Genomic DNA, 14,094 nt, shown 5'->3' on the forward strand with positions numbered 1-14,094 from the left:
GCAGCGACCGCATTATTTCCTAAAGCAAACAATACTTTGAAGGAATTATTTTTAAAGCATGATTCAAGCTTGTTCAGGAAAACAGCAAATGCGGTACTGAAATCGCGGCAAGTAGCAACACAAACGACAATACCGTTGACGCAAATAATGCAATCCCAACCAATGCATATTCAGCGTGCCCTTTGTTGTCTTTTGCGGAAAAAACCAGCAAATTAGCGGCAATAGGTAACGCAGCGAACAAGAGATAAATCTTGGCATCTAACGAAGTTATGATGCCAAGTGGCACCAATATCGACTGCAGAGTCATTGTAATGAGCAAAATACAGACAAAGCGCGATGCCAACAGCTTACCCAGCATGGCCCAAGGAATGTGACGGAGTTGTGTATGAGCGATACTCATCCCGACCAAGCCCATGCCACATATCGACGTCATCAGCGTGCCAGCACTTAGCACGAATCCGCCCTCTTTTAATAACCACTGATCCGCACCGGGAATACACAACCGAATCCCCGCGGCAATCACGACAGCATAAATAGAGGGGATCTTGGTCAACTTCGAGAGCCCACTCCACCAAGAACGGCCGTCAGCGGTCGCCAATGAATAGCCAATCGTATTTCCAAATAACATCCCCCCCACATAAAAAGCCGTCATGATGGCAGCACCCTCGGCCCCATACACGGCCTGCACGATCGGGATGCCAAACCAACCAATATTCAAATAACTAAATAAACAGGAAACCATCCCCGGTGCCAAACGATCTGCAAACTGACGACGCAGGGCATAGCCGGCGACAGCCAAACTACAGCTCGTTATCAGCGCTAGCCCAGTAAGAATGAAAAAATGACCGGCATCCGAAGACAAAGCGCCTTTCAATACCGTGATGGGAATGAAGACATAAAACAAGCAATTCGCAATCAACTTCTCTCGGAGCGGTGTCTGACGCTTGACGACATACCCTGCCAGCACATAGACATAAGCGGGGACCAATTTTGAAATCAATATGGAAAGGGGAAACATAATGAATGAAAACGCAAAGAGGTAATCATTTTATAACGCCCTGCCGCTCAGAAAACGGAATCACTTGAACAATCCGCCAACACTTTCTTTCCGAAGGATCAGTACAAGACGTTTATTGGCGGGATTTCGGTAATGGCTCTGCCAACATGGCTAAACTTGAAGCCTTCGCAGGAAATACGGGTTGACGTGCTTCAGGCGCCTCCCATCCATACAGAAATTCACATGCCGCGCCGCAGATTCGCCCCTGACAAGCGCCCATACCAACCCGTGTCATCAATTTGGCTGTCCGCCAATCGGAAAATGGCGTGAGCTCTTTCGCAGCAACATCCTCACATCGACATACCAAGGTGTCGGGCTGACATAATTGTGCTAAACGCGGGTCGACATTGAATGTTTTTTGCAAAAGACGCGCAAAATGCTGGGCATGGTTTCGCTTAGCCATATCTTCGGTAGATAGTGGCTGATCCGTCGCACTGAAGCCTGCGATGCGACCTTCGATCAGCGCCTTGTCAACACCCGCAATGCCTGTTGCTTCACCTGCAGCCCAAATATGAGGCTGGCTCGTACGCTGCTGCTCATTGACGGTGATCGCTCCATCGATTGACTGGCAAAGCAACACATCAGCCAATGCCAGATTGGACCGCAAACCAAAGCCACACGCCAACACATCGCACGCCACTTCTTCACAACCGTGATCAGTTTGTAGACTCACAGATTGCACCTGCGTCACGCCTTGGGCTGCACTGACCACCGTGCCAAGCTTATATCGCCACGGCTTGATCATCCAGAGCAAGCCTAAGGCCTGCCACCATTTGGGACGATGATGAAAAAAGAGTGCACTAGCAAAAGTCCATAAACGCGATAAGGGACGTTGCTCAACCACCGCAACCACCTCCCCACCTGCTTTTTTCACGGTCGCCGCGACAGCCAGCAATAGCGGTCCCGTACCTGCAACAACGACGCGTCGTCCAGATAAATCGGCACCGGATTTAATCAATGCTTGTAGACCACCCGCACCCGTCACTCCAGGCAATGTCCATCCCGGAAACGGCAAGAGAAGTTCTCTTGCCCCGGTACATACAATCAATTTGTCCCACTGAATGATCTTGACACCATGCGGTGTTTCTACCATGAGCCGATGCGCATCCACGACGGCAATCACGCGCGCGCCGAACACGCATTGCACATGAGGCTGCTCCACCAATTGCGCATATAACGCGGCGCCTTGCGGATGAGACGCATCAAGACCACGACGCCAAATCTGACCGCCAGCCTCACTGTTTTCATCGAGAATCACGATACCTTGGGCGTGCGCAGCAGCAGCGACCGCCGCGGCAATGCCAGCCGGGCCAGCGCCAACGATTAAGATCGATGTAATGATTTCCTGCGATGTCAGATTAGTCGCGTGCATTTTCACCTCCAGTCTCAATCACCATACCCTCTTTGCACCAGACCTGACAGGCAAGTTGGTGTGGTTGATCATCAACCGTCACGCGACATTCTTGACATACCCCCATGCCACAAACGGCGAAGCGAGTAGCGCCTGACACGGCGGCTCTGGTTGCGAGCGTATTTTTGGACAACAACAGTGCTGCCACCGTCATTGGCTGTTGTACTGTGATCCACTCCCTATTTAAACAAACCTGAAACGGTGTCTGCCTGTGCTGCACATCAATCATCTTCCAGTCACTCCATTGAAAAAGCGCGATGGCGTATAAGGGGCAGCGTCGATCGCTGTTGTCTTTCCCAAGAGTTGACTCGTCAGCATATCGGCTGTTGCTAAGGCAGTCGTGACGCCTAAGCCTTCATGTCCAGTGGCAATCCAAACCCCAGGACGATGGGGATGTGCACCAATCATCGGCTGCCCATCGGGCGATGCTGGACGCATTCCGGCCCATGATCGAATCACATGCATCGTAGCGAGACACGGCAACAAGCGAATCGCCGATTGCAACACGGCCCCGATTGCCACAGGAGACACTTGCGTATCCGACTGGCCATCCTGACGACTAGAACCAATCAACCACTGCCCCGTCGCACGGGGCTGAACATTGGCGGCGACACTCAAGCCATCTTCGGTCATATTGTGCTGACCATAATCCATGCTAACGATCTGATGGCGAAGGCGACCGGGGTAACGATCCGTGATCGCTAAATGCCCTTTTCTTGGAAACACTGGTATCTCTGGTAATAACGTTGTGGTGCCGAGGCCTGCCGCAACGACGACATGTTGCGCAGAGAACTGACGATCATCATCCAGCATCACGCTCACAGAGCTTCCGGAACCTTGTCGCAAGGAGTTCACACGCTGACCGCATAACAATTGCCCACCGAGTTGGACAAGGTCGTGCGCCATTCGATACGCAATAACCGGTGGGTAGACGACACTATCCCCAGTAACACGTACAGCGCCAGCAAGACCTTGGCGCAGTGCAGGTTCAAGCTGAGAGAGGTCTTCTGGGCGAATTACCTCCGCTTGCCATTGCCGTTGGTTTAAGCGCTCTGCGCGCTGCTGCGCTTCGATCAATTGTGCGTCGTTTTCTGCTACCCATAGCGTGCCAGTTTGGACGACTTGTCCGATCCCGGGGTGTTGATCGACCCAGTCCCGCCATAATTTGAGCGAGAATAAGCAAAGATCAAGTTCTTGCACACTTTCATCGAGCGCAACAAGGTGCCCCATCCCCGCCGCAGTAATACCACAACCAGGCTGCGCAGCCTCAATCAACAGCGTGCGCATGCCTGCTTGCTGCAAACTCACCGCACAGGACGCACCAATGATACCGCCACCAACAACAATGACATCCGGCTGCACAGCGACCGCCCGTTAGGCAAAGGATGGCAAGGTCGGACGTGTCGCCAAGGAAGTACGCACAATGTCTTCCACTCGGCTCCGCAAATCCGCTTCTAACGGAAGACGTGGTGCGCGGACACGCTCATTCGATTGAATCACCAATGCCTCGACCAATTTGATATTTTGTACCAAGTAAGTCGACACATCCAAATCAAGCAAAGGACGGAACCAGCGATAAATATCGAGCGCCTCGGCATAACGTCCCGCTTGAATTAAACGATAGATCGCTACAGTCTCATGCGGAAATGCCACCACCAAACCAGCTACCCAACCAATGGCACCTGCAGTCAAGGCTTCAAAGGCCAGATTATCGACACCAGTGAACAGATCATAACGATGACCAAGACGACGAATAATTTCTGTTGTACGTCGAATATCATCAGACGATTCTTTCACTGCCACAAAACGTTTGTCGTCGGCAATTTCTTCGAGCATATCTGTCGTGACATCAACACGATAAGCAAGACGGTTAGAGTAAATCATGATCGGCAGATCAGCAGCGTTCGCAATGGCACGCAAGGTCGCAACGGTCTCTTTGTGGTTACTGTGGTAAATCGTACTTGGCACAACCATCAGACCATCAGCACCAGCACGCGCCCCTTTTTCTGCCAATGCGCACGCATCGCGGGTCGCTGCTTCTGCTACCGTTAAAATCGCAGGTCGGCTTCCGGTAACAGCTTTCGTCAGCTTGAGAACATCAATACGCTCCGCATGCGAAAGCAAAGGTCCTTCGCCAAGGGAGCCACACGCGATCAAGCCGTCACAGCCCGCTTCCATCAGGTACCGAAAGCAACGCTCCATTTCATTGAAATCTAGTGCATCCTGCGGGGTAAATTTAGTTGTTACCGCCGGTATCACGCCACGCCACATCGTCGTCTCCTTGTCGTTACCTACATTGAAATAATTCACTCGATACTACGCATTGTAGGTCGCAGTACACCCCAAGTCTTGACCAATGTCACCGAAGTACATGACGAAATCTGCACAATAGAACCCATGCCATTGTTGGGATCATTGTTGGGATCACAGCACAAGAAAAAAGGCTTTTGACTCGTTAGTCAAAAGCCTTGAAGAATTGTTTATCGGACTACGCTGAACGTATTACGACCAGTAAAATATCAAGCAAGCGTGCTGAAAAAATAGACCCCCATCATTGCGATGGCAGCGCCGATACCGCGGTAGACAGTATTTGCCTGCTTGCTGGAAGTCATCTGGGATAGAGAGCGTGTCGCAAAAAATCCGACAGCGTGCAAGCCAATTGTCGCCAATAAAAAGCCAACGCTAAACCAAGCACCCGAGGCACCAGCAGGCAACTCTACACCGTGTGCGTAGCCGTGTGCTGCAGCAAATAATGCCACCAAACCCACACTCGCCGACACCGGCATACGCACTGTCAGCGCGATACACAAGCCAAGTACCAACACCGACGCCGCAATACCTGCCTCAATACCAGGCACTATCAACCCCGAGATCCCCGCCAGCGCACCCAGCGCCATCAGTAAGGGAAACACCACCGGCAATAACCATTGTGCTGGACGAGGATTCTTTGCTGCCCACATCCCAACTGCTAACATTGCCAACAAATGATCCAATCCTGTTAATGGATGCATCAGTCCCGCTTCAAAACCGCCAACGCTGTGCATCACGCTGATGTGCGCCGACGCCGGCAAAGCCACCACCAACAAGCTGCACAACCCAACACCTCTGATTAACGCTGCTTTACGTTTCGAGTTCATTTTGTTTTCACTCCTTCAATTAAAAAACAACAACTGTATTTCTATCAGTATCAGGGATGCGCAACATCAAGCATGCCCTGCTCGCGAATAAATGCAACCACCGCTTCTAAGCCATCGCCTGTCCGCAAATTGGTGAACACAAAAGGTCGTGCACCGCGCATCCGCTTGGCGTCTTGCGCCATGATGTCGAGATTGGCGCCCACGTGCGGTGCCAAATCGGTTTTATTGATAATCAACAAATCAGAGCGCGTAATCCCAGGCCCCCCTTTACGAGGAATTTTTTCACCACCCGCCACGTCAATGACATAAATCGTCAAATCCGACAATTCGGGACTGAAGGTTGCCGCGAGGTTATCGCCGCCGGATTCCACCAAAATCAAATCCAGATCCGGAAAATCAGCGCTCATCCGTGCAATCGCCTCGAGGTTGATTGATGCATCTTCACGGATGGCGGTATGGGGACACCCCCCCGTTTCCACTCCCATCAGACGCTCAGCCGGTAAGGCATCGGCACGCAACAAGATTTCCATATCTTCTTTTGTATAGATATCGTTGGTGATCACCGCCATTTCATAGTCATCACGCATGCGCTTGCACAGCATTTCACATAAGGCTGTTTTACCAGAGCCGACAGGACCGCCGATACCGACACGTAATGGATTGGCAGCAGCATGGTCGGCGCTATGGTGAGCCGGACTTAATTCAGTTTTTATCGAGTTCATTGCTATTTGCTTCTTTCTTTTCTATGTAGACAATACCCTTGCCATCCGTTTATGAACGGTACAAGCGGCTGTATTGCACTTCGTGTTGCATCGATAACAGCGACAATCCCGGCGCCCAATTCGACAACTCATCATCGGCCAGTGACATCGCCGTTTGCGCAGCGGCCTCTAATTCAGGACGCAGTGATAACAAAAGACGTTGACCAGCCACTTGTCCAAGCGGTATCGATTTCACGCAGACCAACGCTTGATTCTCCGCCCACGAAAACAACATCCCTAACACCACCGACGGGGCAGGCACCTCCAGCGCCACAGCGGCACACGCTAGCGAGGTCGGTAAAGGTAACTCGGATTGCGCAAGCAAGATTGCCATCAACTGCTCGTCTGCAATACGCAGCTCACCCACCAATTTTCCTAACGAATACCCCATTTGAATGCTTTCAGCGCGAAATTCGGCGGTGTCGCGTGCGGCGATAAAGACACTGTTCCAATAACGCACCTGTTCTTGATCCCGTCGTTGAAAAGCATCGATTAAGCGCCACAACACGGGTGCTTCAAACGTGGCGACAATCTCATGTAAATACGTCGTAATCCATGTCCTTGCGCTGTTTTCGTTACGTACCAGTCCCTGCTCAATGGCTGACTCAAGCCCCTGCGAATAACTATAAGCGCCAATCGGTAAGGATGGGCTCGCTAGCTGAAGCAGATGTAATAAGGCTGCAGATTGCATTAGTCAGACTTATCGGATGGACGATGGATCCGTTGACGCAAAGGAATCGGCGCAAGCGGGTTATGTGGATGCATATCATCGCCACCATGATGATGACCGCCACCGTAAGCACCGGCTTCTGGCTCGAAACTCGCCATTTCTTCCGTGACCCTCGCCCCTAAGCCCTGTAGCATTTCTTTCAGGACGAGATCTTTACGAATCCGCAAATAACCGTCCCCCAGTTGTGCCTGCGTATGGCGGTTACCTAAATGAAACGCACAGCGCAATAAGGCAAAGGCATGGTCGCATTCCACTTTATACGTTGGCTCTGGTGCCGCCAGCACCTGAATCACACGTCCATCGTTTCCTAACATCAAGTCACCATCGCGCATGACTGTGCCGCGAACGGTGAATACCGCGACGTCTTCTCCACTCACCAAATGTGCTCTGAGACGAGATTTTTCGCGTAACTCGTAGGGCAAAATCAGTTGTCCATCAATTTTTTCTGCTTTTTCTGTTTTTGTATGAAGTGTCAACATGGTGATTACATCATCCTTGTCTGAAATAAAGGTTATTCAACATCCTGTGTTAAAACAAAAAATACCGTTGTGCCATCGGCAGTACCTTCGCCGGCTCGCACACCAGCAATTCACCGTTGGCGCGAACCTCGTACGTCTCAGGATCGACTTCCATCGTTGGAACCAGTGCGTTGTGAATCATGTCTTGTTTGCGGACATGTCGGGTATTTTTGATCGGAATGAGAGTTTTACTGAGCTTTAATTGCTCAGCCAATCCCGCGTCGTATCCTGCCTGAGAGACGAAGGTAAAGGATTTTTTCAAGCCACCACCAAATGCGCCAAACATCATCCGATAATGTACTGGCTGCGGTGTTGGAATCGACGCGTTAGGGTCGCCCATCTGCGCCGCGGCAATCATGCCGCCCTTGAGAATCATCGATGGTTTTACCCCGAAAAAAGCCGGTTTCCATAAAACGATATCCGCAATTTTTCCCACTTCGATTGAGCCAACGACGTGCGATATGCCATGAGTAATTGCAGGATTGATCGTGTATTTAGCAACATACCGTTTGACACGGAAATTATCATTACCAGATTGATCCTCAGGTAATGCGCCGCGCTGTTGCTTCATTTTGTGTGCCGTCTGCCAGGTCCGCATGACGACTTCCCCCACCCGGCCCATCGCTTGGGAATCAGATGACATCATGGAAATTGCGCCGATATCATGCAAAATATCTTCTGCGGCAATAGTCTCTCGACGGATCCTCGACTCCGCAAAGGCGATATCTTCAGCAATCGCCGGATCTAAATGGTGGCAGACCATAAGCATATCGAGATGTTCATCGAGCGTATTGACCGTGTACGGACGCGTCGGATTCGTGGAAGATGGCAAAACATTTCCTTGCCCTACTGCAGCAATGATGTCCGGCGCGTGTCCACCACCCGCACCCTCTGTATGAAAAGTATGGATCGTACGATCTTTAAAAGCAGCCAGTGTATGCTCTAAAAAACCACCTTCATTAAGGGTGTCGCTGTGGATCGCCACTTGCACATCCATGCGATCAGCCACTGTCAGACAATTATCAATCGCTTGGGGTGTACTGCCCCAATCCTCATGGAGCTTTAAGCCAATAGCACCGGCACGGATTTGCTCTTCCAACGGCAGCGGCAGGCTCACATTCCCTTTGCCTAAAAAACCAAGGTTCATCGGAAATGCATCGGCCGCCATCAGCATCGAATGAAGGTGCCAAGGTCCTGGCGTACAGGTCGTCGCCGCAGTACCTACCGCAGGCCCCGTACCGCCGCCAAGCATGGTCGTAACACCGCTCATTAATGCTTCTTCAATTTGTTGAGGACAGATAAAGTGAATGTGCGAATCGATGCCACCCGCTGTCACAATCATCCCTTCGCCGGCAATAATCTCCGTTGCACCACCAATCGCCATATCAACCCCAGGCTGGATATCGGGGTTACCGGCTTTACCGATGCATGCGATCAAACCATTTTTGAGACCAATGTCTGCTTTCACAATGCCCCAGTGATCGAGAATAACGGCGTTGGTGATGACGGTATCCATGACGTCTGCGTGCGCACGCTGGGATTGCCCCATGCCATCCCGAATCACTTTGCCGCCGCCGAACTTGACCTCTTCGCCGTAAATCGCGAAATCTTTTTCAATTTCAATCAATAAATCGGTATCTGCGAGCCGCAAACGATCGCCAGTCGTTGGGCCAAACATTTCTGCATATGCCTGACGGGAGATTTTCATAACGATCCTTTCAATGGTCCCATGACTAGGCCATTAAATCCGTACACTTGACGATCACCCGCGAGCGCAACGAGCTCTACTGTGCGTTGCTGGCCAGGTTCAAAGCGGACAGCAGTACCGGCTGCGATATTGAGGCGCATGCCATAGGCGACGTCTCTATCAAACTTTAAAAAGGGATTGGTTTCAAAAAAATGAAAATGGGACCCCACCTGAATGGGGCGATCACCACTATTGGCCACGACGATGGTCGCCGTCGGTCTGCCAACGTTGAGTTCGATATCGCCCAGAGCGACGAACATTTCACCAGGAATCATAAGTACTCCTAAGGAATTGGATGATGAACGGTCACCAATTTGGTGCCATCTGGGAAGGTTGCCTCGATCTGAATATCAGGAATCATTTCGGGCACCCCTTCCATGACATCGGCGCGTGTCAAAATCTGGGTACCATCAGACATGAGTTGTGCAACGCTTTTGCCATCACGTGCACCTTCCATAATGGCGGCACTAATGAGCGCGACCGCTTCGGGGTAATTCAGCTTCAGGCCACGCGCCATTCGTCGTTCTGCCAACAAAGCGGCGGTAAAAATCAATAACTTGTCTTTTTCTCGGGGGGTGAGGTCCATGGTTCTGCCTTTATCTAACAAACGCGAATCACATTCAAATAGTGCAAGAATCAAACCAGCTTTCATGCACCACTCTGCTACCATCGCGCCCGAATATCAAAGAAAGTGTTGCATTTTGGTGCATTTTTTTTGAGTACGCCCCGTTATGTGTCATACACATCGTTATCACAACGTTACAAACCCACTCTGCTGTATTCAATGACCCCTTTGTATAATGCAGTTCTTCGGCGCTCACCTTCTTCGCAGGCGAATGAACCATGAAACGATCCTCGTTAATTACCCACATTCTCAGCGGTGTCACTCTCTCGTTGACGCAGCTCTCTGTCGGTGCAATTGCGGGAGAAGTACCGCACTGGCAACGTCTACACCTTGGCACTTCTGGTCAGGATCAATATGATTTTCCGGTCTATGCCAACGACGATTTATCCGTCTCTCAGCCCGATGTACGCGAAGCCATCATTGTTCAGCATGGAATACAACGAAATGGGGATGATTATTTCGCCTCCGCGATGGCGCTGTTAGAGGGGTCGGGGCGCAGTCCCAAAGAGGTTCTCGTCATTGCGCCCAATTTTCCTGGCGTACCGGATAAAGATAAGGGGTTCGACAACATGCCTCTCTGGTCTATCCAAGGTTGGACAGGCGGCGATAACGCCGTGAGCGGCACGCTTCCCTCTCACGGGTTAAGCTCCTTGACAGTGCTCGATGACATTCTCCTGATGCTCGCTGATAAAAAACGCTTTCCCCTACTGCAAAAAATCACCGTCGCGGGCCATTCAGGTGGTGGGCAACTGGTGCACCGTTATGCGGTCTTGAATCATGTCGATGAACAGTTACGCCAGACTGGCTTGGATGTACGTTATGTCATCGCCAATCCTTCGTCTTATCTGTATTTCACGCCAGAGCGTCCACAGGGCGATGGTTTTGCAAGATATGACCAGAAACTGTGTCCTAGCTACGATGATTACCGGTACGGAATGCAGAATATGGTGCCGTACGCAGGGACGATGGCAGGCTCAGATCTGTTCCACCGTTATCTGCAGCGTCGTGTCACCTATCTAGCGGGAACGTCAGATAACGATCCCAACCATCGGGTACTCGATAAATCCTGTGGTGCGGAAGCAGAAGGGCCAACCAGAATTACGCGCGCCCGGGGCTACTGGCACTATGAGCACTATCTCGCGGGTCCATTGAGTGTACAGATGCATGAGCGTTTCGAGGTCATTGGCGTCGGTCACAATCAAGCGCAGATGTTCGGCTCGCAATGTGGAACCCACATTCTATTTGGTCGTAGTGCCACGACAGCACCTAATGCAGCCCAATGTCAGGCGATCGCGCCGTGACAGGTGATTTCTGCAGCATCGGATAACGGAAGACAACGAACCGATGGAAGACAACGAACCGATACGAGCTATTGAGTTAAAATAGAAAAGACGCCGTATCTGCGATTGCCCCACAATCGATCTGCCATTTCACCCTAACCGATTACTTTCTATGTCAGCGCACTGGCTCAACGATATTGTCACTCATAACAGCAGCCTGCTCATTTTTACCAATGTCTTGCTGCAACAGCTCGGTCTGCCGGTCCCCGCTGTACCGACGATGATGATCAATGCGAGCCAAGCAACCTCTCTCCTACCACTCAGCGCCATGCTTGATGCCGCTGTGACTGCTTCGCTGATCGCTGACTTGGTGTGGTATCAAGCGGGGAAGGTATTTGGCTACAAGGTATTAAAATTATTGTGCAAGATGTCCATCAACCCCGGTTCGTGCGTCAATCAGACAGAAGCGCGTTTTGTGAAGTGGGGCATGTGGTCTCTGGTCTTCGGTAAATTTATTCCTGGCTTTTCCACCGTCGCACCGCCCGTCGCTGGCGCACTAGGAATGCCACGTGGTCAATTTTTATTTGCTTCTGCAATTGGCGCGGCGTTATGGGCTGGCATTGCACTCCTCGCAGGCTTTGCATTGCAAGAGCAAATCGCGGCTGCCGTTGATCTTTTGGCGGAACATGGCATTCAAATTATGACCGTCTTTTTGGGGATCTTCCTTGTGTGGTTTGGCTGGAAATTCTGGCAGAAAATGCGCTTTGAACAATTAGCAGCGATTCCACACATCACCACTGACGAATTAGCACAACTTGCTACATCTAATAAGCCTTTTCAGGTGATTGATTTGCGCAGTCAGGCATACATAGAAGAAACCGGCATCTTCCCTGGCGCTTTGGTGCGTAACGTGAACAAGGTCGGCGAAGCGATGGATCAGGTGCCTAGTACGGAACTCATTATTACCTTCTGCGCGTGCCCTGGCGATGCCAGTGCAGTCCATGCAGCACACACCTTAAAGGCGATGGGTTTTCAGGATGTGCGCCCACTCAAGGGAGGATTTGAAGCCTTGAGTAAAACGGCGTGGATTGTGCAACCGAGCCACAAAGCCTGATGTCGCGCCGCTTGTGACGGGGGTAATCTCACGTTTGCCAGATCCGAGGGATCACGGCTTGATGAGCATTGATCACGGGCCGCAGGTGTTCCCAGACAATCTGTAACCATTGTTTCGCAACCTCACTCGAATTCCCGAGATACCGAGCAACGATCACCGTTTTCATTTGCGTCACACCGCAGATGCTGTCTGGTTCCAGCGCTGCAATCAGGGTTGCCGTGCGATCACGTAGCTGTTGCAACTGTTCGCTCGTCAGTGACTCACCACAAGCAAGCACCATCCCACACACCGATTTGCCATACAGTCCTAAGGGGCTGTGCATGGCAGCATCATTGCCACCGATACGTCCCTGTTCAAACCAGATCAATTGACCATTGCGATATATCCGATTGCACTGAGCAATGACACCACGGGTGTACTGTTCGTTGGATGCTGTCCTGCCGAAGCAGAGGATATCGCTCGCGATAAAGCTTGCGTTTCCTTGTAAGTGCACCGTCTGATGTAACTTGACCGTAGCATCGTCAAAGAAGATCGTTTCTTGTGGCAACCATTCCAGATGTGCATCGTCTGCTACCTGTAGATCGATCCGTTGCTCGGAGGTGTAGCCATTGCTGCGGTACCACTTTGCCGCTCCTGGGGTCGTAATGAGCGCATGCGCGTCGGCGCCGACATTCACTGTGATCGCCAACTGATCCCCTCCAACAACACCACCCGGCGGATGAATAACGATGGCGTGGCAAATACGCTCACCTTCTGGATACAGTGGCTTCTGTACACGCAAAGGACCTGTATGCTGACGCTGAACCAGACGCGTGGTCCCCGCATCATGAGCAAACCCCAGTTGCAGATGGGCGCGCCAATGTGCCTTGGGTGGGATGGTTTCTATCGTCGTGGTATCAGTGATGAATTCAGATGCAGTCATACAAGTAAAAGGTGAAACACTGTGGGTGCGTTGGCATCTCGGATTCTACACTGATGCGCCATCAACCCACTCCAAAAATACATCAATTAGACGGCCAAATGCTTTTTAACGTCGTCTGTGTCCATGATGTCTTGAGCACCCGCCGCAACGACCTCTCCTCTTGAAAGAACAATAAACTGATCCGCTAACTCACGTGCAAAATCAAAATATTGTTCACACAAAATAATACCCATATCGCCCCGTTGACGTAGCATCCCGATCACGCGCCCGATGTCTTTAATAATCGACGGTTGAATCCCTTCAGTAGGTTCATCAAAAATGATATAAGAGGGTTCTGCGAGCAATGCACGTGCAATCGCCAATTGCTGCTGCTGTCCACCAGACAAATCGCCGCCACGACGTTGTAGCATCTCTTTGAGAATGGGAAACAATTCAAACACTTCTGGCTTGATTGTCTGCGCCCGCTTCGATGGCAAGTTCGCCATCCCCATGAGCAAATTCTCTTCCACGGTCAGTCGTGCAAAAATATCTCGACCCTGTGGAACATATGCCATGCCTGCTTTCGCGCGCTGATGCGGGGCGAACGAGGTGACTTTATTCCCTTCTAAAAACACATCGCCTTTGGTCACGGGCAATACGCCCATCAGACATTTGAGTAACGTCGTTTTACCGACGCCATTGCGTCCAAGTAGCGCCAGACATTCGCCTTTTTTTACCTGCAGCGAAATACCCCGCAAGGTATGGCTGGAGCCGTAATGTTGGTGCAGTTCTTTCACCTCTAACATAGCATTC

16 protein-coding genes are annotated in these 14,094 nt (G+C 51.2%); 2 read left to right on the forward strand and 14 right to left on the reverse strand.

Annotated features, from left to right (window positions below):
- Positions 1-73 precede the first annotated feature (73 nt).
- The 12 genes from ACO0K2_RS12585 to ACO0K2_RS12640 form a co-directional block, all read right to left on the reverse strand.
- On the reverse strand, positions 74-1,018 hold the full coding sequence (locus ACO0K2_RS12585; protein WP_423019256.1) for an AEC family transporter: 945 nt from the start codon (positions 1,016-1,018) through the stop codon (positions 74-76).
- A 112-nt stretch (positions 1,019-1,130) separates the two neighbouring features.
- Positions 1,131-2,429 carry an FAD-dependent oxidoreductase gene (locus tag ACO0K2_RS12590; protein ID WP_423019258.1) on the reverse strand — a complete coding sequence of 433 codons (1,299 nt, stop codon included), beginning with the start codon at positions 2,427-2,429 and terminating at the stop codon, positions 1,131-1,133.
- Entirely contained in the window at positions 2,416-2,697 is a 282-nt protein-coding gene (locus tag ACO0K2_RS12595) for a 2Fe-2S iron-sulfur cluster-binding protein (RefSeq protein WP_423019260.1), read from the reverse strand. Before ACO0K2_RS12595 ends, ACO0K2_RS12590 begins: the two co-directional genes overlap by 14 nt.
- A complete protein-coding gene (locus tag ACO0K2_RS12600; RefSeq protein ID WP_423019262.1) occupies positions 2,694-3,830 on the reverse strand; it encodes an NAD(P)/FAD-dependent oxidoreductase in 1,137 nt (378 codons plus the stop codon). Before ACO0K2_RS12600 ends, ACO0K2_RS12595 begins: the two co-directional genes overlap by 4 nt.
- Before the next feature lie 12 nt (positions 3,831-3,842).
- Positions 3,843-4,739, reverse strand: coding sequence for a dihydrodipicolinate synthase family protein (locus ACO0K2_RS12605; RefSeq protein WP_423019264.1), 897 nt, complete (start codon positions 4,737-4,739; stop codon positions 3,843-3,845).
- 248 nt (positions 4,740-4,987) lie between these two features.
- A complete protein-coding gene (locus ACO0K2_RS12610; RefSeq protein WP_423019266.1) occupies positions 4,988-5,605 on the reverse strand; it encodes a HupE/UreJ family protein in 618 nt (205 codons plus the stop codon).
- Between the two features lie 50 nt (positions 5,606-5,655).
- Positions 5,656-6,327: an urease accessory protein UreG gene (ureG, locus tag ACO0K2_RS12615; protein WP_423019268.1), complete on the reverse strand. Its 672-nt coding sequence runs from the start codon at positions 6,325-6,327 to the stop codon at positions 5,656-5,658.
- 49 nt (positions 6,328-6,376) lie between these two features.
- Positions 6,377-7,057, reverse strand: a complete 681-nt coding sequence (locus tag ACO0K2_RS12620) for an urease accessory protein UreF (RefSeq protein WP_423019270.1) — start codon at positions 7,055-7,057, stop codon at positions 6,377-6,379.
- A complete protein-coding gene (gene ureE, locus ACO0K2_RS12625; RefSeq protein WP_423019272.1) occupies positions 7,057-7,575 on the reverse strand; it encodes an urease accessory protein UreE in 519 nt (172 codons plus the stop codon). The genes ACO0K2_RS12620 and ureE overlap by 1 nt, the downstream gene beginning before the upstream one ends.
- Positions 7,576-7,624: 49 nt before the next feature.
- Positions 7,625-9,322 carry an urease subunit alpha gene (gene ureC / locus ACO0K2_RS12630; RefSeq protein WP_423019274.1) on the reverse strand — a complete coding sequence of 566 codons (1,698 nt, stop codon included), beginning with the start codon at positions 9,320-9,322 and terminating at the stop codon, positions 7,625-7,627.
- Positions 9,319-9,636, reverse strand: coding sequence for an urease subunit beta (locus ACO0K2_RS12635; protein ID WP_423019276.1), 318 nt, complete (start codon positions 9,634-9,636; stop codon positions 9,319-9,321). The genes ureC and ACO0K2_RS12635 overlap by 4 nt, the downstream gene beginning before the upstream one ends.
- An 8-nt stretch (positions 9,637-9,644) precedes the next feature.
- Positions 9,645-9,947, reverse strand: a complete 303-nt coding sequence (locus tag ACO0K2_RS12640) for an urease subunit gamma (protein ID WP_423019407.1) — start codon at positions 9,945-9,947, stop codon at positions 9,645-9,647.
- 257 nt (positions 9,948-10,204) lie between these two features.
- On the opposite strand from ACO0K2_RS12640, the gene ACO0K2_RS12645 reads away from it, so the two are divergent.
- Positions 10,205-11,287: a hypothetical protein gene (locus ACO0K2_RS12645; RefSeq protein WP_423019278.1), complete on the forward strand. Its 1,083-nt coding sequence runs from the start codon at positions 10,205-10,207 to the stop codon at positions 11,285-11,287.
- Between the two features lie 151 nt (positions 11,288-11,438).
- Positions 11,439-12,380, forward strand: coding sequence for a VTT domain-containing protein (locus tag ACO0K2_RS12650; protein ID WP_423019280.1), 942 nt, complete (start codon positions 11,439-11,441; stop codon positions 12,378-12,380).
- Positions 12,381-12,408: 28 nt separating this feature from the next.
- Here the strand turns inward: ACO0K2_RS12650 and ACO0K2_RS12655 are convergent, their stop codons facing one another.
- A complete protein-coding gene (locus ACO0K2_RS12655) occupies positions 12,409-13,302 on the reverse strand; it encodes an urease accessory protein UreD (protein WP_423019282.1) in 894 nt (297 codons plus the stop codon).
- A gap of 86 nt (positions 13,303-13,388) precedes the next feature.
- Complete coding sequence (gene urtE / locus ACO0K2_RS12660) at positions 13,389-14,087, reverse strand: urea ABC transporter ATP-binding subunit UrtE (protein ID WP_423019284.1); 699 nt, start codon at positions 14,085-14,087, stop codon at positions 13,389-13,391.
- Positions 14,088-14,094 lie beyond the last annotated feature (7 nt).

Source organism: Undibacterium sp. MH2W (assembly GCF_049340215.1).
Lineage (GTDB): Bacteria > Pseudomonadota > Gammaproteobacteria > Burkholderiales > Burkholderiaceae_D > Undibacterium.

Excerpts from the sequence above, each read along its gene's own strand:
- ACO0K2_RS12645 (WP_423019278.1), top strand. The coding sequence starts at position 10,205 with ATGAAACGATCCTCGTTAATTACCCACATTCTCAGCGGTGTCACTCTC.
- urtE (WP_423019284.1), bottom strand. The coding sequence starts at position 14,087 with ATGTTAGAGGTGAAAGAACTGCACCAACATTACGGCTCCAGCCATACC.
- ACO0K2_RS12650 (WP_423019280.1), top strand. The coding sequence starts at position 11,439 with ATGTCAGCGCACTGGCTCAACGATATTGTCACTCATAACAGCAGCCTG.
- ureE (WP_423019272.1), bottom strand. The coding sequence starts at position 7,575 with ATGTTGACACTTCATACAAAAACAGAAAAAGCAGAAAAAATTGATGGA.
- ACO0K2_RS12640 (WP_423019407.1), bottom strand. The coding sequence starts at position 9,947 with ATGGACCTCACCCCCCGAGAAAAAGACAAGTTATTGATTTTTACCGCC.
- ACO0K2_RS12610 (WP_423019266.1), bottom strand. The coding sequence starts at position 5,605 with ATGAACTCGAAACGTAAAGCAGCGTTAATCAGAGGTGTTGGGTTGTGC.
- ACO0K2_RS12585 (WP_423019256.1), bottom strand. The coding sequence starts at position 1,018 with ATGTTTCCCCTTTCCATATTGATTTCAAAATTGGTCCCCGCTTATGTC.
- ACO0K2_RS12590 (WP_423019258.1), bottom strand. The coding sequence starts at position 2,429 with ATGCACGCGACTAATCTGACATCGCAGGAAATCATTACATCGATCTTA.
- ACO0K2_RS12605 (WP_423019264.1), bottom strand. The coding sequence starts at position 4,739 with ATGTGGCGTGGCGTGATACCGGCGGTAACAACTAAATTTACCCCGCAG.
- ACO0K2_RS12655 (WP_423019282.1), bottom strand. The coding sequence starts at position 13,302 with ATGACTGCATCTGAATTCATCACTGATACCACGACGATAGAAACCATC.
- ACO0K2_RS12635 (WP_423019276.1), bottom strand. The coding sequence starts at position 9,636 with ATGATTCCTGGTGAAATGTTCGTCGCTCTGGGCGATATCGAACTCAAC.
- ACO0K2_RS12620 (WP_423019270.1), bottom strand. The coding sequence starts at position 7,057 with ATGCAATCTGCAGCCTTATTACATCTGCTTCAGCTAGCGAGCCCATCC.
- ureC (WP_423019274.1), bottom strand. The coding sequence starts at position 9,322 with ATGAAAATCTCCCGTCAGGCATATGCAGAAATGTTTGGCCCAACGACT.
- ureG (WP_423019268.1), bottom strand. The coding sequence starts at position 6,327 with ATGAACTCGATAAAAACTGAATTAAGTCCGGCTCACCATAGCGCCGAC.
- ACO0K2_RS12595 (WP_423019260.1), bottom strand. The coding sequence starts at position 2,697 with ATGATTGATGTGCAGCACAGGCAGACACCGTTTCAGGTTTGTTTAAAT.